This window comes from Collinsella sp. LCP21S3_A9 (genome assembly GCF_052118785.1).
Lineage (GTDB): Bacteria > Actinomycetota > Coriobacteriia > Coriobacteriales > Coriobacteriaceae > Collinsella.
Genome location: NZ_JBQKGN010000003.1, coordinates 91,621 through 117,042, shown reverse-complemented (window position 1 = coordinate 117,042; position 25,422 = coordinate 91,621). Strand labels below are relative to the sequence as shown.

Below are 25,422 nucleotides of genomic sequence, written 5' to 3'. Positions count from 1 at the left end.
CCGCCCAACCAGGGCGGCACGCCATCTCTCTATTCAGCTAACTCGCTGAAGTACGGTGACGAAGGCGCAAGGCCGGGAGGGGTTATCTAAGCCGACATCCCGCAGCCGCGAAGCGGCGAGGACGTCGGCGTGATAACCCCGCAGGCCTTGCGCCGGCGGGAAGGAACCTACTTCACGACCAGAATGTCGCAGTCGGTGTTGCGCAGCAGGAATGTCGAAATCGAACCCAGGAGCGCATACTTGATCGAGGAAAGGCCACGAGCGCCGCAGAGCACCAGATCGGGCTTGACCACGTCGAGCATCTCGTCCTTGAGCGTCTCGCGAATACGGCCGGCGCGAATCATGACTTCGACCTCGGGAATGTTGGGATTAGCCTTGGCCTCTTCGAGCTGCTTGGCGATGGAGTTCTTAAAGGCCTCCTCCAGGCCGTTGACCAGATCGACCGGATAGGAACCGGCGCTCTCGAGCGCCGTGGAATCGATGACGTGACCGATGATCAGCTTGGCGCCATTGTTTGCGGCGACCTTGATAGCGCGTGTGAGCACAAAATCCTGCTGCTCAGTACCGTCGAGTGAAACAAATACCTTGGTATAGCCCTCGTTCATGGTTTCCTCCTTGGTCTATCGCACGGGCGCGGGCTCGTGCATCGGACGACGTGTTGGCCGCCGGACACTTTAGCTTGTTGCAGTTATACCCAAGGATTTCGGTTTGACCGCTCGCAATTCTGTGAACGGGCGAGATTTTTGGTAAGGGTGGGCGCGGCCGCGGCCGAACGGTTGATAATGGGACATCGCCCGCAACCGTCCGCAGAACAACTATCGGCGGGTGACAAACGAGGGGGTCCCTTTGGATATCATCGAGCTTCTAAAATCTGCCTTCATGGGCCTGGTCGAGGGCATCACCGAATGGCTGCCCGTTTCGTCGACGGGCCACATGATCTTGGTGGACGAGTTCGTCAAGATGAATGTGAGCGAGACATTCTGGAATATGTTCCTGGTCGTGATTCAGCTTGGCGCCATTTTGGCCGTTTGCGTTCTGTTCTTCTACGACTTAAATCCGTTCTCGCCCAGCAAGGGCAAGGAGGGTCGTCGCGACACCTGGGTGCTGTGGGGCAAGATTGTGCTTGGCTGTATTCCCGCCGCGGCGATCGGTCTGCCGCTCAACGACTGGATGGAGGAGCATTTCTATAACGCTCCCGTCGTGGCGCTGGCGCTCATCGTGTACGGCGTGTTGTTTATCGTGATTGAGAACTGGCGTGCGAGTAAGCGCGAGAACGCCGCTCTTGCCGATTCGTTTGGTTCGCGTGCTGTGGTGGTGGGCGGGCGTCCCGCCGGTGCACACTTCGCGGCGCCTGCGGCGGATATTGCCGAAGACAATGACAATGACGAGGATTTGGATTTTGGATCCATCGCCACGCTCGAGGACCTGAGCTGGAAGACCGCATTGGGTATCGGTTGCTTCCAGGTGCTTTCGCTGATTCCGGGCACATCACGTTCCGGCTCCACCATTATCGGCGGCCTGCTGCTGGGCTGCACGCGCTCGGTGGCGTCCAAGTTCACGTTTTTCCTGGCCATTCCCGTTATGTTTGGCGCGAGCGCGCTCAAGCTGGTCAAGTACTTCGTTAAGGGCGGTACGTTTGGCACCAACGAGATTGCCATTCTGGGCGTGGGCTGCGTCGTGGCCTTTGTGGTTTCGCTTATTGCCATCAAGTGGCTCATGGGCTTCGTTCGCCGTCACGACTTTAAGTGCTTTGGCGTCTACCGCATTATTCTGGGCATCGTGGTGCTCGCGTACTTCTTTGTTCTGGAGCCTATGCTCGGCCTGTAACTTGGTTGACGCTGCGCGGCGGCCAGAGCGCGGCGCACGGAGTCGTGGTGTGATTTGCGTCGGTGTCCGCGCGGCTCGGTATACTGGTACGGCTCAAACTATGGCGCCGCCCGCAGGCGCGCCGTCCGTCAGATGAGGAGTCGCCCATGACCCAGCCCTTGCCCTGGGAAAAGAACGCCGCGGTACCCGTGCCGCCCGCGCCGGAACCCGTGCCGCTCGATGCATACATCGCCCCCGCTGCGCCGGAGCCCGAGCTCGTTCCGCTCGACATCTACGACGCTCCCGCGCCGGCACCCAAGCCCGTCAAGCCGCTCGTCGACATTGACAGCCTTAATCCTGCCCAGCGCGAGGCCGTCCTGACCACCGAGGGCCCGTTGCTGGTCCTCGCCGGCGCAGGCTCGGGCAAGACCCGCGTCCTGACCTTCCGCATCGCGCATATGCTCGGCGACCTGGGTGTTAAGCCTTGGCAGGTTCTTGCCATCACGTTTACCAACAAAGCCGCGGCCGAGATGCGCGAGCGTCTGACGGCGCTCATTCCCAGTGGTACCCGCGGCATGTGGGTGTGCACCTTCCACGCCATGTGCGTGCGCATGCTGCGCGAGGACGCCGACCTGCTGGGTTACACCGGTCAGTTCACCATCTACGATGACGATGACTCAAAGCGCATGGTGCGTGACATTATGCAGGCGCTCGGCATCGAGCAAAAGCAGTTCCCCATCAACATGATTCGCAGCAAGATCAGTTCGGCCAAAAACGCCATGATCGGCCCCGAGGACATGCTCAAATCCGCCGATAGCCCCAACGACAAAAAGGCCGCGCAGGTCTACCTGGAGCTGGAGCGCCGCCTGCGCGCCGCCAACGCGATGGACTTCGACGATTTGCTCGTGCGCACACTCGAACTGCTGCGCACCCGCCCCGAGGTGCTCGACAAGTACCAGGAGCGCTTCCGCTACATTAGCGTCGACGAGTATCAGGACACCAACCACGTCCAGTACGAAATCGCCAACCTTCTGGCCGCCAAGTACCAAAACCTCATGGTTGTGGGCGACGATGACCAGTCCATTTACAGCTGGCGTGGCGCCGACATCACCAACATCTTGGACTTTGAGCAGGACTTTAAAAACTGCAAGACCGTTAAGCTCGAGCAGAACTACCGCTCTACGGGCCATATCCTAAACGCCGCCAACGCCGTGGTGCGCCACAACTCGCAGCGCAAGGACAAGCGCCTGTTTACGGCCGAGGGCGATGGCGAGAAGATTCAGGCCTTCCAGGCGAGCGACGAGCGCGACGAGGGCCGCTGGATTGCCGGTGAGATCGAGAAACTGCATGCCAAAGGCACGAGCTACGACGACATCGCCGTGTTTTATCGCACCAACGCCCAGTCGCGTATTCTCGAAGATATGTTTCTGCGCGCGGGCGTGCCCTACAAGATCGTGGGCGGCACTCGATTCTTCGACCGTGCCGAGATTCGCGACGTCATGGCCTACCTCAAGATGATCGTGAACCCGGCCGACGAGATGAGCGTCAAGCGCGTCATCAACACACCGCGCCGCGGCATTGGCTCCACCTCAATCCAAAAGATCGAGCAGCTGGCACGCGACAACCGTTGCTCGTTCTTCCAGGCTTGCGAGATCGCGTGCGCCGAAACCGGCATGTTTAGCGCCAGGGTGCGCAACGGCCTGTCGAGCTTTGTCTCACTGGTGCGCGAGGGCCGCCGCATGGACGGCGAGCTCAAGGACGTTGTCGAGATGATCGTCGATAAGACGGGCCTTCTGCAGGCGTTTCGCGTCGAGGGCACCATGGAATCTGAGAGCCGCGCCGAGAACATCCAGGAATTTCTGGGCGTTGCGGCGGAATTTGAGGAGACGCACGAGGATATCGAGGGTACGCTCGAGAGCCTAGAAGAGCTGCGCGCAGCCGGTGTTGCCGACGTGCCTGCCGGCGCCGAGCCCGAGCCCGTCGTGGTGAGCGTGTCTGCGCCCGAACCGGGGCCATCTGTCCCGGCATCCTCGTTTGAGGCGCTCGTCGGCGCCCGTGACGCCGCGGGCTCCAATCCGCTCGATGGCTTGGCCGCTCCGGCGCTGTCTCCGCAGGATGCCCTGGCAGCCGCCATCGCAGGCAACGCGTATGCCGCGCCGACGGAGCTGTCGGCGGGTGCCGTGCATGCCGGCGAGATCGAGCGTACCTACGGTCCGCTCACCTGTAAGGCGCTGCCGGCACTCATGGAGTGGCTGGCCTTGCGCTCCGACTTGGATTCCCTGGCCGGCGAGACGCATGCCATTACCATGATGACCATCCACTCCGCCAAGGGCCTGGAGTTTCCGGCGGTGTTCGTGGCCGGCATGGAGGAGGGTATCTTTCCGCACGTGCACGACTTTGGCGGCAGCGATGATCCGGGCAAGCTCGAGGAGGAGCGTCGCCTGGCCTACGTCGCCATCACGCGTGCCCGCAAGCGCCTGTTCTTGACCTATGCGGCCACGCGTCGCACCTACGGTTCGACCTCCGCCAACCCGCGTTCGCGCTTTCTCAACGAGATTCCGTTTGAGGATATCGAGTTTAGCGGTATCGGTTCTGCCGGTTTTGAGGGCACGGGCTGGGAGAAGCGCGGCGACCGTCGCGGCACCTTTGGCTCGGGCATGGGTTCGGATATGTATGGCGGCAAGGTGTTTGGTTCGCATACGCGCTCGACCGGCGGTTCCGGTTCGCGCGGCGGATCGAGCTTCGACGATTTCTTTGGCGGCAGCAGCTACGGGACCGAGCGCCATCGTGGGGTCTCGCCCGACGCCGGTCGCGTTGCCTCGACCTTTGGCTCGGGCGCACCGCGAGCCAAAAAGCCGTCGTCCAAGGTGTCCCCGACAGTGGAGCGCAAGGTCGATCGCGCCAGCGCGTCGCAGGACTTTGCCGCGGGCGATACCGTGAGTCATAAGACCTTTGGCACGGGTACCGTGATCTCGGTCGCTGGAGACATGATCGAGGTCCAATTCGAAAAGACCGGCCAGACCAAAAAGCTAATGAAAGGCTTCGCTCCGATTGTTAAGCTGAATGCCTAACTGCGAGGTTGGCCGGGCGCGCCGGGGGCTTTGGTCGCCTGCTCGGACAGTCCTGCTCGCACGGAGAGCACATTAAGTGCTCTCCGGCTCGTGCGGAACTCGCGATCGACCAAAGCCCTCGACGCGCCCTCTTCCTTGTGACGTTTTAGCCTGCAGCTTTCGAACCTCGCTCTGCTTGTTCGCTTTTTGATCTGGAGAGCCGGGTGGGCTGATAGATAGATACGAGTAGGGGCTCTTCCGTACATGGTCGGGAGAGCCCCTTATTACGTTTCGGATTGTTTCTTATGACTTTGGGGATTGAGCGTTTTATACGATTCAGTATAATTTTAGATAGATACTAAAATGTAACTGAAATGAAAATGGTGAGTGGACATGCTGCTAAATTGTCTCCCTAAAAGACTCTTCTCTTTAGAGCTCGCCATCGACCCGGAGCCAGTTGAGATACAGATTCCTCGCATGTATCTCGAGCGCTATTCGCTTCGCTTAGCACGGCTCGGCATGTCTGAGCAAGGCCGTTTTATTGTTGCGGAACCAAAAGAACCGCCCAGTGTCATTTCGGCGCGAAATCTCGCCAATGCAGTGCGCAAGATAGATGCTCGCCCGGTGGCAATTTGCTGGAACGCTATGGATTTAGGCTTTATGCGCGCGCTTTCTTCGGAGGGGATCGCATATATCCGAGATGAGCGAAATGCGTTTCTGCCGTTTATCGGAGCCGTTATTTCCGGTGAGGTGCTGGGTGCTTCTCCCGCTGCTCCGCTTTCGCCCCAATCTCAACGAATCGTCCTAAATCTCATCGCGGGACGATGGGTTGACTGCTCCGCCGGCGACCTAGCGCGTCTGTGTGGCAAAAGCGCGGCAAGCGTCAGCGGCTATCTTTCGGAAATCGCCGCTATAGCTCCTGGGTTGATTATGCGGGACGGCAAAAAGCGTATATTGTGCGATGCCGGGTTGTCGACCGAGACGCTGCTGGATGGGTTTGAGGACTATCTTCGCACACCAGTTTTAGAGCGAATCCGGCTCAAGAAGGTTATCGAGAGAACAGAGCTACGTGCCGTTGACGCGCTGCTTTCCGGTATGTCTGCCCTTAGCTATATGTCTGACCTTGCTCATAAAGAATCTGCTCCAACCATTGCTCTCGAAAAGAATCAGCTAGAGGACCTAAAAGAGCACATGGGTGACAGATGGCTGGAGGCCCAGTGGTACGAACCGGCTGCTATCGAGATTGAGGTCTGGTCGTATCCCGTGGACGAGCCGTCCGATGTTAGTTTTGACACGACAGGTTTGCAATGTGTCGACCCGTTCTCCTTATACGTTGCCTGCGCAAAAGAGGATTACAAAGATGACCGTCTGCTCGATGCGGTCGAACAGCTCAGGAGGACGATATGCCAAAAGTGAGGGGGATAGAGCGATTTGCCGACGCCATGAGCAGCTGCAAAGGTGGTTACGTCCTTATTGGTGGAGGGGCCTGCAGCGTTCTATTTGACAGCGAAGGTGATTCATTCAGGGCTACCGAAGACTTGGATGTCGTCGTAATTGCTGATGGGGAAGGCGTTGAATTTGCCACTGCATTGTGGGCATTTATCAAAGCAGCTGGATACGAGATTGGAAAGGTCGGCGATGGAAAGTGCACTTACTATCGGTTCTGCTTGCCCAAAGGATCGAAGCGGGCCCTAGACTATCCCGGTCAAATTGAGCTATTTGCCCGACATCCTGATTTTGTGCTCGAAGATGAAACGAGCGAAGTGGCACCTCTTTCCTTTGACGGGGCCGTATCAAGTCTCTCGGCAATTATCCTCGACGATGGCTACTACGAATATATTCGCGACAACGCAACGAACGTAGAAGGCATTACGTTGCTCGATGCACTCCATATCATTCCCCTCAAGATGCGTGCGCACATTGATATCAACAGAAGTTATGAAGAGGGACGTCGTTGCAACAACATTGATCGGCGGAAGCACCGTTCGGATGTTGCTCGACTTGCTGACTTATTGTCGCCTTCGGCGCGTTTGGAGCTAACGGGGCAAATGAGGGTTGATGCGGAGGATTTTCTTACGGACTTTGCTTCGTATGTAAATCGGCAGACCAACCGTAAGGAAAGGGCGCGGCTTCAGGACACGTTATCGTTTCTCGAAAAGGTCTACCTATAGGCACCTTGAGTCGTTATGTATAGCGGGGGCTCCTCCGTTGATGAACGGAAGAGCCCCTTGTTGCTTTTTGATTGTCGTTACTAGCCAGAGGCTCGCCGGGATGGGGCGCGGGGTTTGGTCGATCGCGAGTTCCGCACGAGCCGGAGAGCACTTAATGTGCTCTCCGTGCGAGCAGGACTGTCCGAGCAGGCGACCAAAGCCCGCGCCCCATCCCGGCGAGCGCTCGGGGACCGGTAACTTACAGGTGCGAGACGATCAGTTCCATCTGGCCTTCGAGGTCGATGGAGCTGACGGTGCTGGGTGCCAGCAGGTGGCTTCCCTTGTGGACGGGGTCGCCGCAGACGGTGCCTTTGCCGTTGATGACCGACAGGCACATGAAGGGCCAGCGCTGCTCCAAGGTCTTGCTGCCGTCGACGCGTACGCGATCGACGGTGTAACAGGAGTTAGACTCGAGCTCGGTCACGCCGTCCACCTCGGGCGCGGTTATCGTGCCGTCGGTCGGAGCCTGAGCGTCAAAATCGATGCAATCGAGGCTCTGCTCAATGTGCAGCGGACGCAGCTTGCCATCGGTGCCGGGACGGTCGTAGTCGTACAGGCGATACGTCACGTCGCTTGACTGCTGCGTCTCCAAAATGAGCGTGCCGGTCTTGATGGCGTGCACGGTACCGGAATCAATCTGGAAAAAGTCGCCCTTGTGGATCGGCAGCACGTTGAGCATGTCGTCCCAACGGCCCCCCTCGATCATCTGTGCGGCCTCGGCGCGGTCATGCGCGCGCTGGCCGACGATGATCGTGGCGCCGGGCTCGCAGTCCAGCACATACCAGCACTCGGTTTTGCCCAGGCTGCCGTTCTCGTGCTTGGCGGCGTACTCGTCGTTGGGATGAATCTGGATCGAAAGGTCGTCCTTGGCGTCCAGAATCTTAACGAGCAGCGGGAACTCCTTGCCCTCGCACCTGCCAAAGAGCTCGCGGTGCTCGGCCCACAGCCACGACAGCGTGTGGCCGGCATACGGGCCCTCCGCAATCTGGCAGTCGCCGTTGGGGTGGGCCGAGATGGCCCAACACTCACCGATGGGTCCATCGGGAATGTCGTAGCCAAATACGGTTTCGAGCTGGCGGCCGCCCCAGATCTTCTCGTGGAAGATCGGCGTCAGTTTAATCAAATCGGACATATTCATACCCCATTGTGTTGCGCGGGCGTTGCACAAACAGCTCAAAACGAGCGCCCGCATGACTACAAAAACCTATGCCAACGTTACGTTGTGCAACTCAAAGCGGTCGCCAACGTTGCGCGAGACCGAATACTCAAAGGCCGCGCCGCTGTCCAAAAAGCCAATCTGGTTGAGCTCGAGCAGGGGAGAGCCAGGTTTGGTGTCCAGGCGCTCGGCTTCTTCCTCGGTTGCTGCCACGGCGCGAATGGTACGGTGGAAGCTCGAGATCTTCAACCCACATTGCTCGCGGACAAAGCGGTAGACCGATCCGTACAGGTCCTTCTTTTTAAGGCCCGGAATCAGCTCGAGGGGCATGTAGGTGTACTCGATAACGATGGGCTTCTCATCGGCCTGACGCACGCGCACGATGTGATAGGCAAAGTCATCCTCGGCAATTCCCAGCTGGGCTGCGATGTCCGCTGGTGGATTAACAATCGAGAAGTCGTAGACTACCGAGGTCACCTTCTCCCCGCGGTGCTCATACGAAAAGCCCTGGGCACGGTCGTTTTTGCCCTGGAAAAACGCTTGGCCGGGAAGCCCCGCCGTGTCCTTAACGTAGGTACCCGATCCACGACGGCTGGTAACAAGACCTTCCTCGGTGATTTGCTCGATAGCTCGTTTGACAGTGATTTTGGAAACGCTATAGAGTTCGCAGAACTCAACGACGGTGGGAAGCTTGTCGCCTGGTTTAAGAGCGCCATCCTCAATACTTCGACGAATATCTGCAGCTATCGCCTCGTATTTGGGAATCATGGAACCTCCTTTCCAACTTGATCGAGTATAAAAGAAAGTATACTCAACACCTAAGTATCCCTATTGAGTCATTGAAAAGTTCGATAGATATATTACTAAAAGTCGCTTTGCGCTAAAAATAAAAGCGCTCTAAATAAATATACATTCGAATAATGTCGTGTTGAGAAATCTAATCGGTCCGAGGACGGGGCCGAACCGATTTAGCACCCAGCGAACCGAATCCTGTATTCTGCATTTCCTCAGATAAAACCTACCAAAACAAACCTGTCCCTTTTTGGTAGGTTTTTGCCTTGGGAGCGGTACCATACAGACAATGTTTAAACGAGAAAGGCGGGCCCCTATGGAACCTAAGCAGTACTACATCGGCATCGACGTCGGCGGCACTTCGGTTAAGGAGGGCCTGTTCGATGGGGATGGCAACCTGCTTGCGAAGGTCAGCGTGCCCACGCCTCCCATCGTTGACGCTGCGGGCTTTGCCGCGGTGACCGAGGCTATCGACCAGGTGGTCGCCAAGGCACAGATTCCGCGCGCCTTTGTGGCGGGCATTGGCCTTGCTGTTCCGTGCCCCATTCCGGCAGCGGGCGATGCCAAGGTCAAGGCCAACATTGCCATTAACCTGCCCGAGTTGAAGATCGCCATTCAGGAGCACTGCCCCGATGCGGTCGTTAAGTACGAGAACGATGCCAACGCCGCTGCCATGGGCGAGGCTTGGCTCGGTTCTGCCAAGGACGTGCAGAATGTGGTGATGGTCACCATCGGTACCGGCGTGGGCGGCGGCGTTATCGTCAACGGCGATGTGGTGTCGGGTGTTGTGGGCGCCGGCGGCGAGATTGGCCATATGTGCCTGAATCCGGCTGAGGAGCGCACTTGCGGCTGCGGCGGCCATGGCCACCTGGAGCAGTATTCCAGCGCCACCGGCGTGGTGAACAACTACCTTGCCGAGTGCAAGAAGGCGGGCGTCGAGCCCATCGAGCTCACCGGCCCCTCCGATTCCAAGGACGTGTTCCAAGCCTGCCGCGAGGGTGATAAGCTCGCGCTGGCCGCGGCCGATACCATGGCCGACTATCTCGGCCGCGCCCTGGCGCTTATTGCCAACGTGGTCGATCCCGAGATGTTCCTGATCGGCGGCGGCGCCTCCGCCTCGGCCGATGTCTACCTCGATAAGGTTCGCGAGTACTTCCAGCGCTACGCGCTTTCCGCCTCGCGCGAGACGCCCATTAAGGTTGCCTCGCTCGGAAACGACGCCGGCATCATCGGTTCTGCCTACGTAGCCCTGCGCGCTGCCGGTAAATAGCTGGTGCAAGGGGGCCAGGTTACTTTGCACCAACATGGTGCAAAAGGGACAGCCTTGGCCCCCATACCTGCCACAAAATATGCCGTGGCCCTTCTGTCCCCAAAGGCCAGCTGCCAGCGTGCTACCATAGCTACGTCTAAGTACACATACCAAGTGGAGGATACCCATGGCAAACGTTCTTGTCTTTGGTCACCAGAACCCCGATAACGACGCCATCATGAGCGCCGTCGTTCTGTCTCAGCTGCTCAACCAGGTTGAGTATGCCGGCAACACCTATGAGGTCTGCGCTCTTGGTCAGCTTCCGGCAGAGTCCGCCAAGCTGCTCGCAGACGCCGGCATTGCCGAGCCCCGCATGATTGAGTCCGTCGAGGCCGGCCAGCTTGTCGTTCTCACCGACCATAACGAGTCCGCCCAGTCCGTCGCCGGCCTTAAGGACGCCACGGTCTTTGGCGTCGTTGACCATCACCGCATCGGCGACTTTGAGACCGCCGGCCCGCTGCACTACATCTGCCTGCCCTGGGGTTCCAGCTGCACCATCGTCACTAAGCTCGCCGGCGTGCTCGGCGTTGAGCTTTCCGACGTTCAGGCCAAGCTGCTGCTCTCGGCCATGATGACCGACACGCTCATGCTCAAGAGCCCCACCACCACCGATGTCGACCGCGCCGTCGCCGCCAAGCTCGGCGAGCAGGTGGGTGTCGACCCGGTCAAGTTTGGCATGGAGGTCTTCCTCACCCGTCCGTCCGGCTCCTTCACCGCAGCCGAGATGGTCGGCAACGACATCAAGATGTTCGAGCCCGCCGGCAAGAAGCTGCTCATCGGCCAGTACGAGACCGTCGACAAGAGCCGTGCGCTCGGCATGATCGACGAGATCCGCGAGGCCATGCGCGCCTACGCCGCCGAGAAGGGTGCCGACGGCATCGTCCTGTGCATCACCGACATCATGGAGGAGGGCTCGCAGGTCCTGCTCGAGGGCGAGACCGAGGCCGCTCAGAAGGGCCTGGGCATTGCCGACGAGCACGACGGCGTCTGGATGCCGGGCGTCCTCTCCCGTAAGAAGCAGGTCGCTGCCCCCATCATGGCCGCCTGCTAGGTTTTGTAGCCTGCTACGACCGGACCGCGGACGCCCCGCGCTCCGGTCGTTTTTTGTTCGCGGGACCGCGTCCCCTATTGGACAGGGGCGCCCGTACCGTTGGGCAAATAATGTTCAACCTGTGGTTCCGCTTTTCGGCCACGCCTGCGTGCTTGTCGTGCAGGGTAGGCTAGATGCAAGCGTAATACGTTGGAGCGCGGTGCCGCCACTTGGGCGGGCCGTGCTTTTTTAAGACGGGAGCTTTCCCGTGAAAGGAGCCGCCCATGGCAGCAACTGAGCAGCTGTTCAACGTTCGTGAGCGCAAGCGCTTTGAACGTCATGACATCTGGGAGCGCATCGCCGAGAACGGCACGATTTCCGCCGCCGTCATGGTCATCGCCGCCATCGCCGCCGTTATCTGCGCCAACACCGATGTCTACGAGGCTATCCATCACTTTTTGGAGACCCCGCTGTATGTGGGTCTGGGCAACCTTACGGCTGGCCTTACCGTCGAGCTTTTCGTCAACGACTTTCTCATGGCGATCTTCTTTTTGTTGGTGGGCATTGAGCTTAAGTACGAGATGACGGTCGGCGAGCTCAAGAATCCGCGTCAGGCCATGCTTCCCATGCTGGCAGCCGTGGGCGGCGTCGTCGTTCCCGCCTGCATCTACCTGATCTTTAACCATGCCGGCGCCCGCAACGGTTGGGCCATCCCCATGGCAACCGATATTGCCTTTGCGCTGGGCGTGCTGTCGCTTTTGGGCAATCGCGTGCCCAACGGCGTGCGCGTGTTCTTCTCGACGCTTGCCATCGCCGACGACCTCATCTCCATCGCCGCCATCGCCATTTTCTACGGCCAGAGCCCCAGTCCGTTTTGGCTGGGTGCCGCTGCAGTTGTGACCTGCGCACTTGTGTGGCTCAACAAAACTCAGCATTATCGCCTTGCCCCGTACTCGGTGCTTGGTCTGCTGCTGTGGTTTTGCATGTTTAAGAGCGGCGTGCACGCCACGCTTGCCGGTGTCATCCTGGCCTTCACCATCCCGGCCAAGTGCGGTGTTAAGCTCGATAGCCTTACCGATTGGCTAGGCGAGTACCTGCCGTTGCTCGACGACCGTTACGACGACGAGGCGCACATCCTGGGCCAGCACGACTTTACCCTTTCGACTACCAAGGTCGAGCGTGTCATGCACCGTGTGACCCCGCCGCTCATCCGCATGGAGCGCCTGATCTCCACACCGGTCAACTTTGTGATCCTGCCGATCTTTGCGTTTGTCAACGCGCAGGTTCGCCTGGTGGGCGTGGACATGAGCGTGCTGCTTACCGACCCGGTGACCCTCGGCGTGTACTTTGGCATGCTGCTGGGTAAGCCGATCGGTATCTTTGGCGTAACGTTTGCCCTGGTCAAGCTTAAGGCTTGCGAGCTGCCTCATAACGTTAACTGGCATATGATCGCCGGCGTGGGCATTTTGGGTGGCATCGGCTTTACCATGTCGATCCTCATCAGCGGCCTCGCCTTCCCGACGGCCCAGTTCGAGGTTCTGGCCGCCAAGGCCGCCATTCTTGCCGGTTCTGTTACCGCGGCCGTGCTGGGCATGATCTACATGAGCATGGTCTGCAAGCACCCTTCGCCCAAGGACGAGTAGGAGCGCGAAAACCGGGGCCGGACATGCCCCGGATGCCCTCGTGTGAAAAAATGCCGTTTGTGAGCACTGTCACAAACGGCATTTCATTTATTTGCCATTTTTATTCCACGGTGCCGTAGACGGCGCCCCAGCCGTGGGCGGCAAGGGCCGAGTTAAGCTGGTCGCAAAGCGATTGGCGGTCGTAGTGGCCGGGCGGCAAAAGATTCACGATTTCCATGAGATCGGGCGCCAGGTCCAAGATCTCCGCCTGAACGATTAGATCCAGGCGGTCAATGGCCTTACGGTCATAAAACAAGCCGTCGACCAGACGCTGCAGGTCTCCGAACTCCTCGGCTTGAAAAGAGCCGTATTCCATACTGCCTCCTTGGATGTGCCATGCGGCTATACGGGTCATACGGTGGATATCGTAATTCATTGCGATGGACTTAATCTATCACGGCTTCATACCGTTGCGGCGGTAGCGGTCTATACTTAGACAAACTGCAACGTCCCGCTTTGCGAAAGGTCGCACCCATGCAGACGATCTACCAGAAGATGGAAACCACCGAACTCGATGCCGCCATCGAGGCTCTCAAAGCCGAGGTTGCCGAGGTCAAGGCCAAGGGCCTGGCGCTCGACATGGCGCGCGGCAAGCCGTCGCCCTCCCAGGTGGACATCTCGCGCCCCATGCTCGATATCCTCAATGCCGACGCCGATCTGCACGACGGTAACGTCGACTGCTCCAACTACGGCTGCTTTGAGGGCATTCCCTCGGCACGCAAGCTGGCGGGGGAGTTCCTGGGTTGCCCCGCCGATCAGACGCTCGTACTGGGTTCGTCGAGCCTTTTGATCGAGCACGATATCGCCGGTATGTTCTGGCGCTGCGGCTCGTGCGGCAGCGAGCCTTGGGAGGCGTATGAGGCCGCGCACGACGGTAAGAAGGTCAAGTTCCTGTGCCCGGTTCCCGGCTACGACCGTCATTTTGGCATCACCGCCGACCTGGGTATCGAGAACGTCCCCGTCGCGATGACCGGCAGCGGCCCCGACATGGACGAGGTAGAGCGCCTGGTTGCCGCCGACGACTCCATCAAGGGCATCTGGTGCGTGCCCAAGTATTCCAACCCCACGGGCATCACCTTTAGCGAGGACACCGTGCGCCGCTTGGTCGAGATGCCCACGGCCGCGCCCGATTTTCGCATCTTTTGGGACAACGCCTACTGCGTGCACGACCTGTACGACGAGACCGACGAGCTCGCCAACATCTTCGATCTTGCCCGCGCGGCGGGTACCGAGGACCGCGTGGTGGCATTTGCCTCGACGTCCAAGATCACCTTCCCGGGCGCGGGCATCGGCTTTATCGGTGCGAGTCCCGCGGTCATCGCGGAGTTCTCCAAGCGCCTGAAGGCCGGTCTTATCAGCGCCGACAAGCTCAACCAGCTACGCCACGTGCGCTTCCTTCCCACCATCGAGGCGGTCAAGGAGCACATGAAAAAGCATGCCGAGTTCTTGCGTCCGCGCTTTGAGGCCGTCGAGCGCAAGCTCACTGAGGGCCTGGGCGATACGGGTTGCGCTACTTGGACGCATCCCCGCGGCGGCTACTTTGTGAGCTTTGATGGCCCCGAGGGCTCGGCCCAAAAGGTCGCCGCGCTTTGCGCCGACCTGGGTGTCAAGCTCACGCCGGCAGGTGCCACCTGGCCTTATGGCAAGGATCCGCGCGACACCAACATCCGCATCGCGCCGAGTTATCCCACGGTCGAGGACCTGGAGGCCGCACTCGACGTGCTGGTGCTGGCCGTCAAGCTCGTCGCTGCCGAGCTTGCTCGTGCCGAGCGCGCCTAACGCGTAGGGCCCCGCAAATCCGCGTCCAGTACTATCCGCACTCTCGATACGCAAAGGAGCGTATACATGGATTTGGGTATTTCCACCAACCCCACGCCGGAGCTCTACACCATCAGGGTGACCGGTGAGATTGATATCTCTAACGCCGACAGCTTGCGTAACGCCATCGACTTGGCGCTCGAGCAGCCCACCGAGGCCGTTGAGCTCGACTTTGCCCAGGTGAGCTATATCGACTCGACAGGTATTGGCGTACTTGTGGGCGCCGCGCACCACGCAGCCGATCACGGCAAGCGGTTTGGCTGCGTCAACGTGCAGCCCCCGGTGATGCGCGTGGTTCAGTTGCTGGGTGTCGACCAGGAGATTTCAATTACGGCGGCATAAGCCCTGCCCCAAAAAGGGCGTGCCGTTTGGTATATGTTTGTGATGCGCTCGGATGTTTTGACGTCCGGGCGCTATACTTGACCGAATGAATAGACGAGTTCCGGCCGAATGGCGCGGTGCGGGCTCGACTCACATCGAGCCTTGGAGGTATGTGTGTTTGGTATTGGAGAGGGTGAGCTCGCGATCATCGTGGTCTTCGGCTTTTTGCTGTTTGGCCCGGATAAGCTCCCGCAGATGGGCCGCACGATCGGCCGTGCCATCCGTCAGTTCCGCGAGACGCAGGAAAAGATGACGGCTGTTGTTCAGTCCGAGATTATCGATCCGGTAAGCGAGGCCGCTTCGGCTCCGGTCAAGCCCAAGAAGGCTGCCGTCGATGACGATTCCGATGCGGACGAGGATGCCGTCGAGACGGCCGCGCCCGCAAAGAAGGAGACCTTTGCCGAGCGCCGTGCCCGCCTTGCCGCCGAGAAGGCCGCGAGTGAGGGTGCTGCCGAGGACGAAGGTGCTGCTGGTGAGGCTGAGGGCGCCGAGTCTGCCGCTGCCGCCGTCGAGCCCGAGCCTGCTGCAGAGCCGGAGCCCGAGCCCGAGCCGGCAGAGCCCACGACGGCTGACCTCTACGCCCGTCGTCCCCGCAAGCGCAAGGCCGTCGTCGACCAGCTCGCTCGCGAGCTCGAGGCCGAGGACGACGCCGCTGCCGCCCATGCCCCGAAGGGAGGCGATGAGTAATGCCTATCGGACCTGCGCGCATGCCGCTCTTCGATCATCTGGGTGAGCTCCGTCGTCGCCTGACCATCGTGGTCGTGTCAGTCTTTGCCGCCGCCATCGTGCTGTATTTCGCCACGCCCGTGGTGCTCGACATCCTGGAAGACCCCATCCGCTCCTTTGTGCCGGACGGTAAGTTCTACATCACCACCACGCTCGGCGGCTTTGGTCTGCGCTTTTCGCTGGCCCTCAAGATGGCCGTTGTCATGTGCACGCCTATGATCATTTGGCAGATTCTGGCGTTTTTCCTGCCGGCGCTTCGCCCCAACGAGCGCAAGTGGGTTGTGCCCACGGTGCTCGCCTCGACGGTGCTGTTCTTCCTGGGCGCAATCTTTTGCTACTTCATCATCATCCCTGCGGGCTTTGAGTGGCTCATCGGCGAAACCTCGGCCGTCGCTACGGCGCTGCCCGATCTGGAGAACTACGTCAACATGGAGCTGCTCTTTATGATCGGCTTTGGTGTGGCGTTTGAGCTGCCGCTCATCATCTTCTACCTTTCTGTCTTCCATATCGTGTCCTATGCGGCCTTTCGCGGTGCCTGGCGTTACGTATACGTTGGCCTGCTTGCGGGCTCGGCTGTGATTACGCCCGACGGCTCGCCCGTTACACTGGGTCTCATGTATGGCGCCCTGCTCTCGCTCTACGAGATTTCGCTCGCCATCGCCCGCGTGGTCATTACCGCGCGCGATGGCAAGGAAGGCTTGTTTGTGAGCCGTCTGGATCTGTTCTCGAACGACGACGAGGACGACGAGGAGTAAATCCGTATGCACGAGGTTGGCATTGTCAACGGCATACTCGATACAGTGATTCGCGCGGCGCGTGGGGCGGGGGCCTCGCGCGCTGTTTTGGTAACGCTGCGCATTGGGGATATGACCGAAGTTGTGCGTGAGGCGCTCGACTTTGCGTGGGAGACGTTTCGCGACGAGGACATGCTCACGCGCGGCTGCGAGCTTGCCGTGGAGGAAGTCCATCCACAAAGCGAGTGCCTGGACTGCGGCGAGGTCTTTGAGCACGACCGCTTCCATTGCCGCTGTCCTCAGTGTGGCGGCACCAACGTGCGCCTGCTGCACGGACGCGAGCTCGACATCGCCAGCATCGAGATCGAAACCCCCGACAATTAACCAGCCTGCCATTTGGGGACGGGGTATAAATGGTAGAAGTAAGGAGTGCCGAGTATGGCCGAGAAAACTATTGATATCGCATCGCCGATTCTGTCGCGCAATGAGCGCCTGGCAGATCAGCTGCGTCAGCGATTCAAAGAGACAGGCACCTATGTGATCAATGTGCTGTCGAGTCCCGGCTCTGGTAAGACCACCACGATTCTGGGCACCAACGAGCGCCTGCGCGACAAAGCCGGCTTGCGCTGTGCCGTCATCGAGGGCGATATCGCCTCGGATGTCGACGCCATCACCATGAAGGAAGCCGGCATGCCCGCCATTCAGATCAACACGGGCGGTCTGTGCCACCTCGAGGGCAACATGATCATGGAGGCCGTTGATGCGTTTGACCAGGCAGTGGGCCTTCAAAACATCGATGTTATCTTTATCGAAAACGTGGGCAATCTGGTCTGTCCGGTCGACTTTGACCTGGGCGAGAACCTGTCCATCATGATTCTCTCGGTGCCCGAGGGCGACGACAAGCCCATTAAGTACCCGGGCATCTTCCAGCACGCTAGCGCACAGCTGCTCAACAAGGTCGATGTGGCCCCGGCTTTCGATTTTGACATGGATAGGTATACTAAGACACTCGATGACCTCAATCCGCAGGCGCCGCGGTTTGCCGTGAGCGCACGCAAGGGCGAGGGCATGGATGCCTGGTGCGATTGGCTCATCGGGCAGATCGAACAAACAAGGGCGTAAGTCGGCCGTCGTACGTGCGGGCGCAGCCGCAGACACACGAGATAGGAGCCTCTTTTGAAGCTCATCATCGCCGAGAAAAACGACGCCGCGCGTCAGATTGCCGAGCGTCTTTCCACGGGCAAGCCCAAAAAGGACAAGGTGTACAACACCGCCATCTACCGTTTTGAGTGGAAGGGCGAGGAGTGCGTGACAATCGGCCTTGCCGGTCACATCCTTGCGCCCGATTTTTGCGACAGCGTGCTGTTCGATAAAAAGCTGGGTTGGTATTCGGTCACCGAGGACGGCGAGATGCTGCCGGCCGACATACCCGATGGCCTGGCGCGTCCGCCCTATGACACCAAGCGCAAACCGTTCCTTGCCGACGGTATCTCCATCAAAGGCTGGAAGCTCGAGAGCCTGCCCTACCTTACCTGGGCGCCCGTTATCAAGCTGCCGGCCGAGAAAGAACTCATTCGCTCGCTCAAGAACCTTGCCAAGAAGTCCGACAGCGTCATCATCGCCACGGACTTCGATCGCGAGGGCGAGCTGATTGGTTCGGACGCCCTCAACAAGGTGCGCGAGGTTGCGCCCGACTTGCCGGTTGCCCGCGCCCAGTACTCTTCGTTTACCAAGGCCGAGATCACGCAGGCCTTTGATAACCTCGTCTCGCTCGACCAGAACCTGGCCGATGCCGGCGAGAGCCGTCAGCACATCGACCTCATTTGGGGTGCGGTGCTCACGCGCTACCTGACGCTCGCCAAGTTTGGCGGCTTTGGCAACGTTCGTTCTGCCGGCCGCGTGCAGACCCCGACGCTCGCCTTGGTGGTCGAGCGCGAGCGCGAGCGCATGGCGTTTGTGCCCGAGGACTACTGGCAGATCCGCGGCATGGCTGCCGCGCAGGCTGCTGCCGAGGACGACCGCTTTAAGATCGCGCACAAGACGGCGCGTTTTACCGACAAGGATGCTGCCGAGATGGCGTACGGCCATGTCGACGGCGTTGCGACGGCAACCGTTGCCGCGGTGACCAAGCGCTCGCGCAAGCAGCAGCCGCCCACGCCGTTTGCGACCACCTCGCTGCAGGCTGCCGCTGCGGCCGAGGGCATCTCGCCCGCACGCACCATGCGCATCGCCGAGTCCCTCTACATGGCGGGTCTTATCAGCTATCCGCGTGTCGACAACACCGTGTACCCCGCGACGCTCGATCTGGGCGCCGTGGTGAGTGACCTGGCAAAGATCAACCCGGCGCTGGCGCCCGTATGCAAAAAGGTGCTCGCCGGTCCCATGAAGCCCACGCGCGGCAAGGTCGAGACCACCGACCACCCGCCTATCTACCCCACGGGCGAGGGCGATCCGTCCATGCTCGACGGTGGCCAGCGCAAGCTCTACGACCTCATCGCTCGTCGCTTCCTGGCGACGCTTATGGGCCCCGCCACCATCGAGAACACCAAGCTCGAGCTCGACGTGAACGGCGAGCCGTTCGTGGCTTCGGGCGATGTGCTCGTGACCCCGGGTTTCCGCGAGGCATACCCGTACGGACTCAAGCGCGACGAGCAGATGCCGCCGCTGGAGCAGGGCGACACGGTCGACGTATTCGACATTAAGCTCGAGGCCAAGCAGACCGAGCCGCCCGCACGCTACAGCCAGGGCAAGCTCGTGCAGGAGATGGAAAAGCGCGGCCTGGGCACCAAGTCCACGCGCGCGAGCATCATCGAGCGCCTGTACGCCGTGCGCTACCTCAAAAACGATCCCGTGGAGCCGAGTCAGCTGGGTATCGCCATCATCGATGCACTGTCGCAGTTTGCCCCGCGCATCACGAGCCCCGATATGACCAGCGAGCTCGACGGCGACATGACCCGCGTGGAGCGCGGCGAAGATACCGAAGAGCATGTCGTGACGCACTCGCGCGCGCTGCTGGCCGGCGTGCTCGATGAGCTGCTCAAGCATACGCAGGAGCTGGGCGACGCCATCAGCGATGCCGTCACGGCCGATGCGCGCGTGGGCGCCTGCCCCAAGTGCGGCAAGGATCTGGTTATGAAGACGAGCGCCAAGACCCGCGGTAGCTTTATCGGCTGCATGGGCTGGCCCGACTGCGACGTGACCTATCCGGTGCCGAGCGGCGTCAAGGTGAGCCCGCTCGAGGGCGAGGCTGCCGTGTGTCCCGAATGCGGCGCACCGCGCATTAAGTGCCAGCCGTTCCGCCAGAAGGCTTTCGAGATCTGCGTGAACCCCACGTGTCCCACCAATTACGAGCCCGACCTTAAGGTGGGCGAGTGCAAGGTGTGCGCCGAGGCCGGACGCCATGGCGATCTGATTGCGCACAAGAGCGAGAAGAGCGGCAAGCGCTTTATCCGCTGCACCAACTATGACGATTGCGGCGTGAGCTATCCGCTGCCGGCGCGCGGTAAGCTCGAGGCGACGGGTGAGACCTGCCCCGAGTGCGGCGCTCCCATCGTGGTGGTCAACACGGCGCGCGGTCCGTGGCGTATCTGCGTCAACATGGACTGCCCGACCAAGGAGAAGAAGCCCGCCCGCGGCCGCAAGACGACGACCAAGGCGAGTACGGCGAAGAAGACCACGGCGAAAAAGACGACTGCCAAGAAGGCTGCCGCGAAAAAGACGACCACAAAGAAGGCGGCCGCCAGCAAGTAGCGGCGCAGCCGAAACATTGCCCAAAACAAAAACGGGCGAGGGTCCCATGATCCTCGCCCGTTTTTTGTTCGGCAGTTAGGGACGTTCCTTTTCTACCGGCAGTTTAGGAACGTCCCTAACTGCCAGCTCGGGAACGACAAAACGCTAGTTCACCTCGACGGGTTTGGCGCTGGGATAGCGGTCCTCAAAGTCCAAGCGATACTTGTTGCTGCTGGTTCCCGGCTCGTTGTCGCGTGCCAGCGGCGCCACGATTTCGTCCTTATGGTCCGAGGGCTTTGCGTACTTTAGGCTGATCTCCCAGGCATCGCAGATCGCGTCGATGCGGTGATCAAGGTCGTCATACAGGGCAATGATGTCTTTCCAGGAGTTGTAGTTCTTGGAGCTCATGGGGACGTCCAGGTCCTCGACGATATCGTAATACTGCTCGATGGTCTCCTCCGTGCGCTCGGCGACGTCGGCGAGATTTTGACGGGTGGTGCGATCTTCTTCCAGATAGCTACCATTGAAGGCCTGCGCGCAGGCGCGGACCTGGCTATCGAGGTCCTCGAGCAGGTCGTAGTATTCGCTCAGGCGACGGTAGAGGTTCTGCTCGGAGAGGGTTGCTTCGCCGCCAGCCTCGTCCTCGTCGTCATCGTCATCGTCGTAAAGGCTATTGGGGTCGCCGAGAGGCTTGAGGTCATCATCGTCAACATCGTGGTGCAGCTTGGTAACCTCGGCAGTCGTCTGCGTGGCGGAGTTGTCGAACGGTTTGATCACAAAGAAGATGACCAGGGCGATGATGATTGCCACCAGCGCAACGATAACGGCGACAAGCGCCCCGGTGCCGCTCTTTTTGGGAGCGGGGGTCTGTGGCGAAGCAGGCGCGTATGCGGGAGCCGGCTGCTGTTGGGGCGAGCCGCTCGCGACGGGTATGCACTGCGTGGTCTCGCCGGCCGCGGGGCTTGCGGCGGGGTCGGGGCGATAAGCGAGGGGATCGTCCGCCTTGGCTTGCGGCGTATCAAGGGGCCCGGTCTGCCCAAAAGCGGGCTGGCTATCGCTCGCGGCTGTTTGCTCAACGGGTGCACCGCACGAGGTGCAGAACTTGGCATTATCTGCAAGAAGCTTGCCGCACGAGGCGCAATACCGAGACATTGCCACTCCTTTCGCCACATTTCAATGCCATACGACGATTATACCAAGCATCCAAAATTCCCCATCATAAGTTGCGGTGAAATAGGGGCTGATTGAAGCTCTGAGACCGCCAAACAGTCCCTATTTCACCGCAACTTTGGAAAGGCACCATTAGCCATTGGGGACGCGCCGAGCACTGGGGTATCATGATTTGGTTGATATATCTGCATTTACGCGCCTTGTAGGAAGGGACTGCGCCCATGGCTTTTGAGCCCGCTCAACATAGCTTTATCACGCTCGAGGGCGTCGATGGTGCCGGTAAGTCCACGCAGGCGCGCCTGCTGGCCCGTGCGCTCGAGCTCGCTGGCTACCAGGTCGTGACCCTGCGTGAGCCGGGTGGTACCGCCATTAGTGAAAAGATCCGTACCCTGTTGCTCGACCCCGCCAATACGGCGATGGGGGATACCTGCGAGCTGCTGCTCTACGAGGCCGCACGCGCCCAGCTGGTGCACGAGGTCATAGCTCCCGCCCTTGCGGCCGGCAAGGTGGTCCTGTGTGACCGCTTCTATGATTCCACGACCTGCTACCAGGCGTTTGCCGACGGTCTCGATCGCCAGATGGTACGCGACGCCAACAACCTTGCTGTCGCGGGGACGCACCCGGCGCTCACGCTCGTCTATCACATCACGCCCGAGCAGGCGGCGCTGCGCATGTCCGCCCGTGGTGCGGTCGACCGCATGGAGGCCAAGGGCATGGCGTTCCAGGAGCGCGTTTACCAGGGATTTAGTGCTATTGCCGCCGAGGAGCCAGATCGCGTGAAGCTCATCGACGCCACCGCTTCCATCGAGGACGTCTTCGCGCAGACGGTCGAGCAGGTTCGCGCGTACGGTCTCGACATTTCCCAGGACGCCGTCACCGCCACGCTTGCCCAGGAGGCCGAGTAACATGGCCCCCGCTCAGGCAAGCCTGCTGGCCAAGCTCGACACCCAAGAGCGCGTACGCGATTTTTTGACCAACGCCGTCGCCAGCGGCCGCGCATCGCACGCCTACCTGTTTTTGGGCGCTCCCGGTGCCGGCAAGCTCGATGCCGCCTGGGCGCTCGCCCAAGCCTTCCTGTGCGAGCAGGACGGCTGCGGCTCATGCGATAGCTGTGTGCGTGTCGCCCGCCATACGCACCCCGACGTGCACTATTACACGCCCGAGAGCGCCACGGGCTACCTCATCGCCCAGACCCGCGAGCTGCTCGACGACGTGCCGCTGGCGCCCATCCGTGCCAAGGCCAAGGTCTACATCATCGACCGTGCCGAGCAGCTGCGCGCCAACACCGCCAACGCACTGCTCAAGACGCTCGAGGAGCCGCCCGAGGGCGTTATGTTTATCTTGCTGGGCACCTCGGCAGACGTGATGTTGCCCACCATCGTGAGCCGCTGCCAGTGCGTGCCGTTTCGGCTGGTGTCGCCCGCCGTGGCCACGAAGGCCGTGAGCCGCGCGACGGGCCAGGATCTCGTACGCTGTCGCATGGCGGTCGCCGTGGCGGGGAGCCCCACGCGCGGCATCGAGTTCCTTAAGAGCGCCGAGCGCCAGGATGCTCGCCGCCAGATGATCCGCGCCATCGATTCGCTCATCGCCGCCGACGAGGCCGATGTACTCAGCCGCGCCAAGTCGCTCATCGTCGCCGTTAAGGCTCCGCTCGCCGAGGTCAAGTCCACGCAGGAAAAGGTGCTCGAGCAAAACGCCGATTATCTGTCGCGTGGAGCATTGAAGCAGCTTGAGGACCGCAACAAGCGCGAACTCAACGCGCGCGAGCGTTCGGGTATCATGGAAGCGCTGGCGAGCACGCGGACGCTCATGCGCGACGTGCTGCTGACGCTTCAGGATGAGGCGGCAGACATTGTGAACGAGGACGTGCGCGACACGATCGGGCGGCTTGCCGCCGCTACGAATGTTGCGGGTGCCACCCGGGCGCTCGAGGCGGTCGCGACCGCCGAGCGCAACATTGCCAGAAACGTTACTCCCCAGCTGGCCATCGAGGTCATGCTGTTCGATATCAGGAAGGCACTGAAATGCCGTTAGTCGTACCCGTTAAGTTTACCTACGCCTCGCGCGACCTGTGGTTTGACCCGCAGGATCTGGATATCCTCGAGGCCGATTATGCCATTTGCTCCACCGAGCGCGGAACCGAGATCGGCCTGGTCACGGCCGATCCCTTCGAGGTGCCGCAAGACGAGATCGGTCAGCCGCTCAAGCCCGTGCTGCGTGTGGCGAGCGATATCGACCTGCAGCTTGCCGACGACCTGGCCATCCAGGGCGATGAGGCCATGGTCGATTTCCGCCGTCTGGTCAAAGATCTCGACCTCGAGATGAAGCCGGTGGGTGTCGAATACCTGTTTGGCGGCGAGAAAGCCGTGTTCTACTTTGCGGCCGAGGAGCGCGTCGATTTTCGTCAGCTCGTCAAGGACCTGTCCTCGACGCTGCACATTCGCGTTGACATGCGCCAGATTGGCGTGCGTGACGAGACTCGCTTGGTGGGCGGCTATGCCCAATGCGGACAGGAGCTCTGCTGCACGCGCTTTGGCGGACAGTTTGAGCCCGTCTCGATTCGCATGGCAAAAGAGCAGGACCTGCCGCTCAATTCGTCTAAGATCAGCGGCGTGTGCGGCCGCCTGATGTGCTGCCTGCGCTATGAGTTCGAGGCGTACAAGGACTTTAAGAGCCGCGCGCCCAAAAAGAAGACGCTCATCGATACGCCGCTCGGCAAGGCGCGTATCCAGGAATATGACACGCCGCGTGAGCAGCTGGTGCTGCGCCTGGAGAACGGTAAAGTCTTTAAGGTCAACCTGGCCGATATGACGTGCTCGGAGGGCTGCAAAAAGAAGGCCGCCGAGCAGGGCTGCAGCTGCCGCCCCGACTGCGTGACGCGCGATGTGCTCGAGCGCATCGAGTCGCCCGAGATGCGCCTGGCGCTCATGGAGCTCGATCGCGAGAACGGCGTCGACGTGGGCGATGGCCTGTCGAGTGCCGACCGTCTGGCCGGCACGTCGATGCCCAAGCGCCGTCGTCGCGATGCCGAATCCGATGCTTGTGCCGGTCAGGCCCAGGGCGAGGGTCGTGGCCGCGGAAAGGGCCGCGGCAAGGCCGAGGCTTCCGAGGCCGAGGAGGCGGCCGGCGGCCGTCGTCGCCGCAAGCGCACGGCGTCCGTCGACAACGGCGAGACCGCGGGCAAGAACGCCTCTCGCGAGCGCGAGGCTCAGCAGCCCCAGCAGCAAAACCGCGGCGGCGGCATGAACCCCACGCGCCGTCGTCGCCGCCACCTGTCGAGCGAGGAGCGCGAGGACGCCTTCCGCGCCGCAGCCGCTCGCGAGGCCGGTGCCGCTCCCAAGGGTGCCTCGGCCTCCGACGCGCCTGCCGACAAGGCTGGCAGGCCACGTGGCGAGGAGGAGCGCGCGCCGCGTCCGCGCCGTCGCCATTCCTCGGGCACGCAGCAGAAACCCTCGGTTCCTTCTGTGGCCGATCAGGTTTCGGATGGTGAAGTCAAGGTCACGCGCCGTCGCCCCGGCGATGGCGGAGGAGCTGCCGCCAAGGCTTCGCGCGGCGGTGCTCGCGACGAGCGCGAGCCGCGTGAGGATCGCAGTGGCGAGGGTTCGGCCGACCAGAGTCAGAAGCGCCGCCGCCGTCGCCGTTCCCGCAAGCCGCGCCAGGATGGTGGCGAAGGCTCGACCCACACCTCGTCCGCACCGCAACCGCCTGCCGGCGAATAGCGCCCTCAAGCGGATTCGACTTGTCTGACCCCAAGTGCAACGGGGTATCATGGCACTGAATCGACAACCCTCCCTTCGCCCAAGCGTAGGGAGGGTTTTGTCATAAATAA

At 60.8% G+C, this 25,422-nt stretch carries 22 protein-coding genes; 17 read left to right on the top strand and 5 right to left on the bottom strand.

The annotated features are described in order from the left end of the window. Positions 1-167 precede the first annotated feature (167 nt). The gene (locus ACTQ05_RS02100; protein WP_154515052.1) at positions 168-605 is read right to left on the bottom strand and encodes a universal stress protein; all 438 of its coding nucleotides are present in this window, start codon (positions 603-605) and stop codon (positions 168-170) included. Between the two features lie 241 nt (positions 606-846). Between ACTQ05_RS02100 and ACTQ05_RS02095 the strand changes: the two genes are divergently transcribed. The 4 genes from ACTQ05_RS02095 (at position 847) to ACTQ05_RS02080 (ending at position 7,027) form a co-directional block, all read left to right on the top strand. Beyond that, positions 847-1,827, top strand: a complete 981-nt coding sequence (locus ACTQ05_RS02095) for an undecaprenyl-diphosphate phosphatase (protein WP_441537832.1) — start codon at positions 847-849, stop codon at positions 1,825-1,827. Between the two features lie 146 nt (positions 1,828-1,973). Then, positions 1,974-4,877, top strand: coding sequence for an ATP-dependent helicase (locus ACTQ05_RS02090; protein WP_441062972.1), 2,904 nt, complete (start codon positions 1,974-1,976; stop codon positions 4,875-4,877). Positions 4,878-5,243: 366 nt separating this feature from the next. Next, positions 5,244-6,272 carry a hypothetical protein gene (locus ACTQ05_RS02085; protein WP_441062973.1) on the top strand — a complete coding sequence of 343 codons (1,029 nt, stop codon included), beginning with the start codon at positions 5,244-5,246 and terminating at the stop codon, positions 6,270-6,272. After that, positions 6,260-7,027 carry a hypothetical protein gene (locus tag ACTQ05_RS02080; RefSeq protein WP_441062974.1) on the top strand — a complete coding sequence of 256 codons (768 nt, stop codon included), beginning with the start codon at positions 6,260-6,262 and terminating at the stop codon, positions 7,025-7,027. The genes ACTQ05_RS02085 and ACTQ05_RS02080 overlap by 13 nt, the downstream gene beginning before the upstream one ends. A 238-nt stretch (positions 7,028-7,265) precedes the next feature. On the opposite strand, the gene ACTQ05_RS02075 is transcribed toward ACTQ05_RS02080, so the two are convergent. Both ACTQ05_RS02075 and ACTQ05_RS02070 read right to left on the bottom strand, forming a co-directional pair. Next, the gene (locus ACTQ05_RS02075; RefSeq protein WP_441062975.1) at positions 7,266-8,198 is read right to left on the bottom strand and encodes a type I phosphomannose isomerase catalytic subunit; all 933 of its coding nucleotides are present in this window, start codon (positions 8,196-8,198) and stop codon (positions 7,266-7,268) included. Between the two features lie 72 nt (positions 8,199-8,270). Next, positions 8,271-8,990, bottom strand: a complete 720-nt coding sequence (locus tag ACTQ05_RS02070) for a GntR family transcriptional regulator (RefSeq protein WP_154515044.1) — start codon at positions 8,988-8,990, stop codon at positions 8,271-8,273. Between the two features lie 340 nt (positions 8,991-9,330). On the opposite strand from ACTQ05_RS02070, the gene ACTQ05_RS02065 reads away from it, so the two are divergent. The 3 genes from ACTQ05_RS02065 to nhaA all read left to right on the top strand — a co-directional run bounded on the left by ACTQ05_RS02065 (position 9,331) and on the right by nhaA (position 12,996). Beyond that, positions 9,331-10,284, top strand: a complete 954-nt coding sequence (locus ACTQ05_RS02065) for an ROK family protein (RefSeq protein WP_441062976.1) — start codon at positions 9,331-9,333, stop codon at positions 10,282-10,284. A 166-nt stretch (positions 10,285-10,450) separates the two neighbouring features. Next, on the top strand, positions 10,451-11,374 hold the full coding sequence (locus ACTQ05_RS02060; protein ID WP_154515040.1) for a manganese-dependent inorganic pyrophosphatase: 924 nt from the start codon (positions 10,451-10,453) through the stop codon (positions 11,372-11,374). A 263-nt stretch (positions 11,375-11,637) separates the two neighbouring features. After that, positions 11,638-12,996 carry a Na+/H+ antiporter NhaA gene (gene nhaA, locus ACTQ05_RS02055; protein ID WP_441537831.1) on the top strand — a complete coding sequence of 453 codons (1,359 nt, stop codon included), beginning with the start codon at positions 11,638-11,640 and terminating at the stop codon, positions 12,994-12,996. Between the two features lie 100 nt (positions 12,997-13,096). Here the strand turns inward: nhaA and ACTQ05_RS02050 are convergent, their stop codons facing one another. Next, positions 13,097-13,351, bottom strand: coding sequence for a hypothetical protein (locus tag ACTQ05_RS02050; protein WP_154515036.1), 255 nt, complete (start codon positions 13,349-13,351; stop codon positions 13,097-13,099). A 158-nt stretch (positions 13,352-13,509) separates the two neighbouring features. Between ACTQ05_RS02050 and ACTQ05_RS02045 the strand changes: the two genes are divergently transcribed. The 7 genes from ACTQ05_RS02045 (at position 13,510) to ACTQ05_RS02015 (ending at position 20,444) form a co-directional block, all read left to right on the top strand. Continuing rightward, a complete protein-coding gene (locus ACTQ05_RS02045; protein WP_427718927.1) occupies positions 13,510-14,814 on the top strand; it encodes an aminotransferase class I/II-fold pyridoxal phosphate-dependent enzyme in 1,305 nt (434 codons plus the stop codon). A 66-nt stretch (positions 14,815-14,880) separates the two neighbouring features. Continuing rightward, positions 14,881-15,195 carry an STAS domain-containing protein gene (locus ACTQ05_RS02040; protein ID WP_152068467.1) on the top strand — a complete coding sequence of 105 codons (315 nt, stop codon included), beginning with the start codon at positions 14,881-14,883 and terminating at the stop codon, positions 15,193-15,195. 153 nt (positions 15,196-15,348) lie between these two features. Beyond that, a complete protein-coding gene (locus ACTQ05_RS02035; protein ID WP_193221503.1) occupies positions 15,349-15,921 on the top strand; it encodes a twin-arginine translocase TatA/TatE family subunit in 573 nt (190 codons plus the stop codon). Next, positions 15,921-16,715: a twin-arginine translocase subunit TatC gene (tatC, locus tag ACTQ05_RS02030; protein WP_193221504.1), complete on the top strand. Its 795-nt coding sequence runs from the start codon at positions 15,921-15,923 to the stop codon at positions 16,713-16,715. The genes ACTQ05_RS02035 and tatC overlap by 1 nt, the downstream gene beginning before the upstream one ends. 6 nt (positions 16,716-16,721) lie before the next feature. Next, positions 16,722-17,078, top strand: coding sequence for a hydrogenase maturation nickel metallochaperone HypA (gene hypA / locus ACTQ05_RS02025; protein ID WP_441537830.1), 357 nt, complete (start codon positions 16,722-16,724; stop codon positions 17,076-17,078). A 54-nt stretch (positions 17,079-17,132) separates the two neighbouring features. Beyond that, on the top strand, positions 17,133-17,816 hold the full coding sequence (hypB, locus tag ACTQ05_RS02020; protein ID WP_441537829.1) for a hydrogenase nickel incorporation protein HypB: 684 nt from the start codon (positions 17,133-17,135) through the stop codon (positions 17,814-17,816). A gap of 54 nt (positions 17,817-17,870) precedes the next feature. Next, on the top strand, positions 17,871-20,444 hold the full coding sequence (locus ACTQ05_RS02015; protein ID WP_441537828.1) for a DNA topoisomerase I: 2,574 nt from the start codon (positions 17,871-17,873) through the stop codon (positions 20,442-20,444). Positions 20,445-20,588: 144 nt separating this feature from the next. Here the strand turns inward: ACTQ05_RS02015 and ACTQ05_RS02010 are convergent, their stop codons facing one another. Further along, positions 20,589-21,575 carry a zinc-ribbon domain-containing protein gene (locus tag ACTQ05_RS02010; RefSeq protein ID WP_441062978.1) on the bottom strand — a complete coding sequence of 329 codons (987 nt, stop codon included), beginning with the start codon at positions 21,573-21,575 and terminating at the stop codon, positions 20,589-20,591. A 239-nt stretch (positions 21,576-21,814) separates the two neighbouring features. On the opposite strand from ACTQ05_RS02010, the gene tmk reads away from it, so the two are divergent. Genes tmk through ACTQ05_RS01995 form a run of 3 tightly spaced genes read left to right on the top strand, consistent with a single transcriptional unit; the run spans position 21,815 to position 25,312 of the window. Continuing rightward, positions 21,815-22,498, top strand: a complete 684-nt coding sequence (tmk, locus tag ACTQ05_RS02005) for a dTMP kinase (RefSeq protein WP_441537827.1) — start codon at positions 21,815-21,817, stop codon at positions 22,496-22,498. 1 nt (position 22,499) lies between these two features. After that, positions 22,500-23,627, top strand: a complete 1,128-nt coding sequence (locus ACTQ05_RS02000; RefSeq protein ID WP_441062979.1) for a DNA polymerase III subunit — start codon at positions 22,500-22,502, stop codon at positions 23,625-23,627. Beyond that, positions 23,618-25,312 carry a PSP1 domain-containing protein gene (locus ACTQ05_RS01995; RefSeq protein ID WP_441062980.1) on the top strand — a complete coding sequence of 565 codons (1,695 nt, stop codon included), beginning with the start codon at positions 23,618-23,620 and terminating at the stop codon, positions 25,310-25,312. Before ACTQ05_RS02000 ends, ACTQ05_RS01995 begins: the two co-directional genes overlap by 10 nt. Positions 25,313-25,422 lie beyond the last annotated feature (110 nt).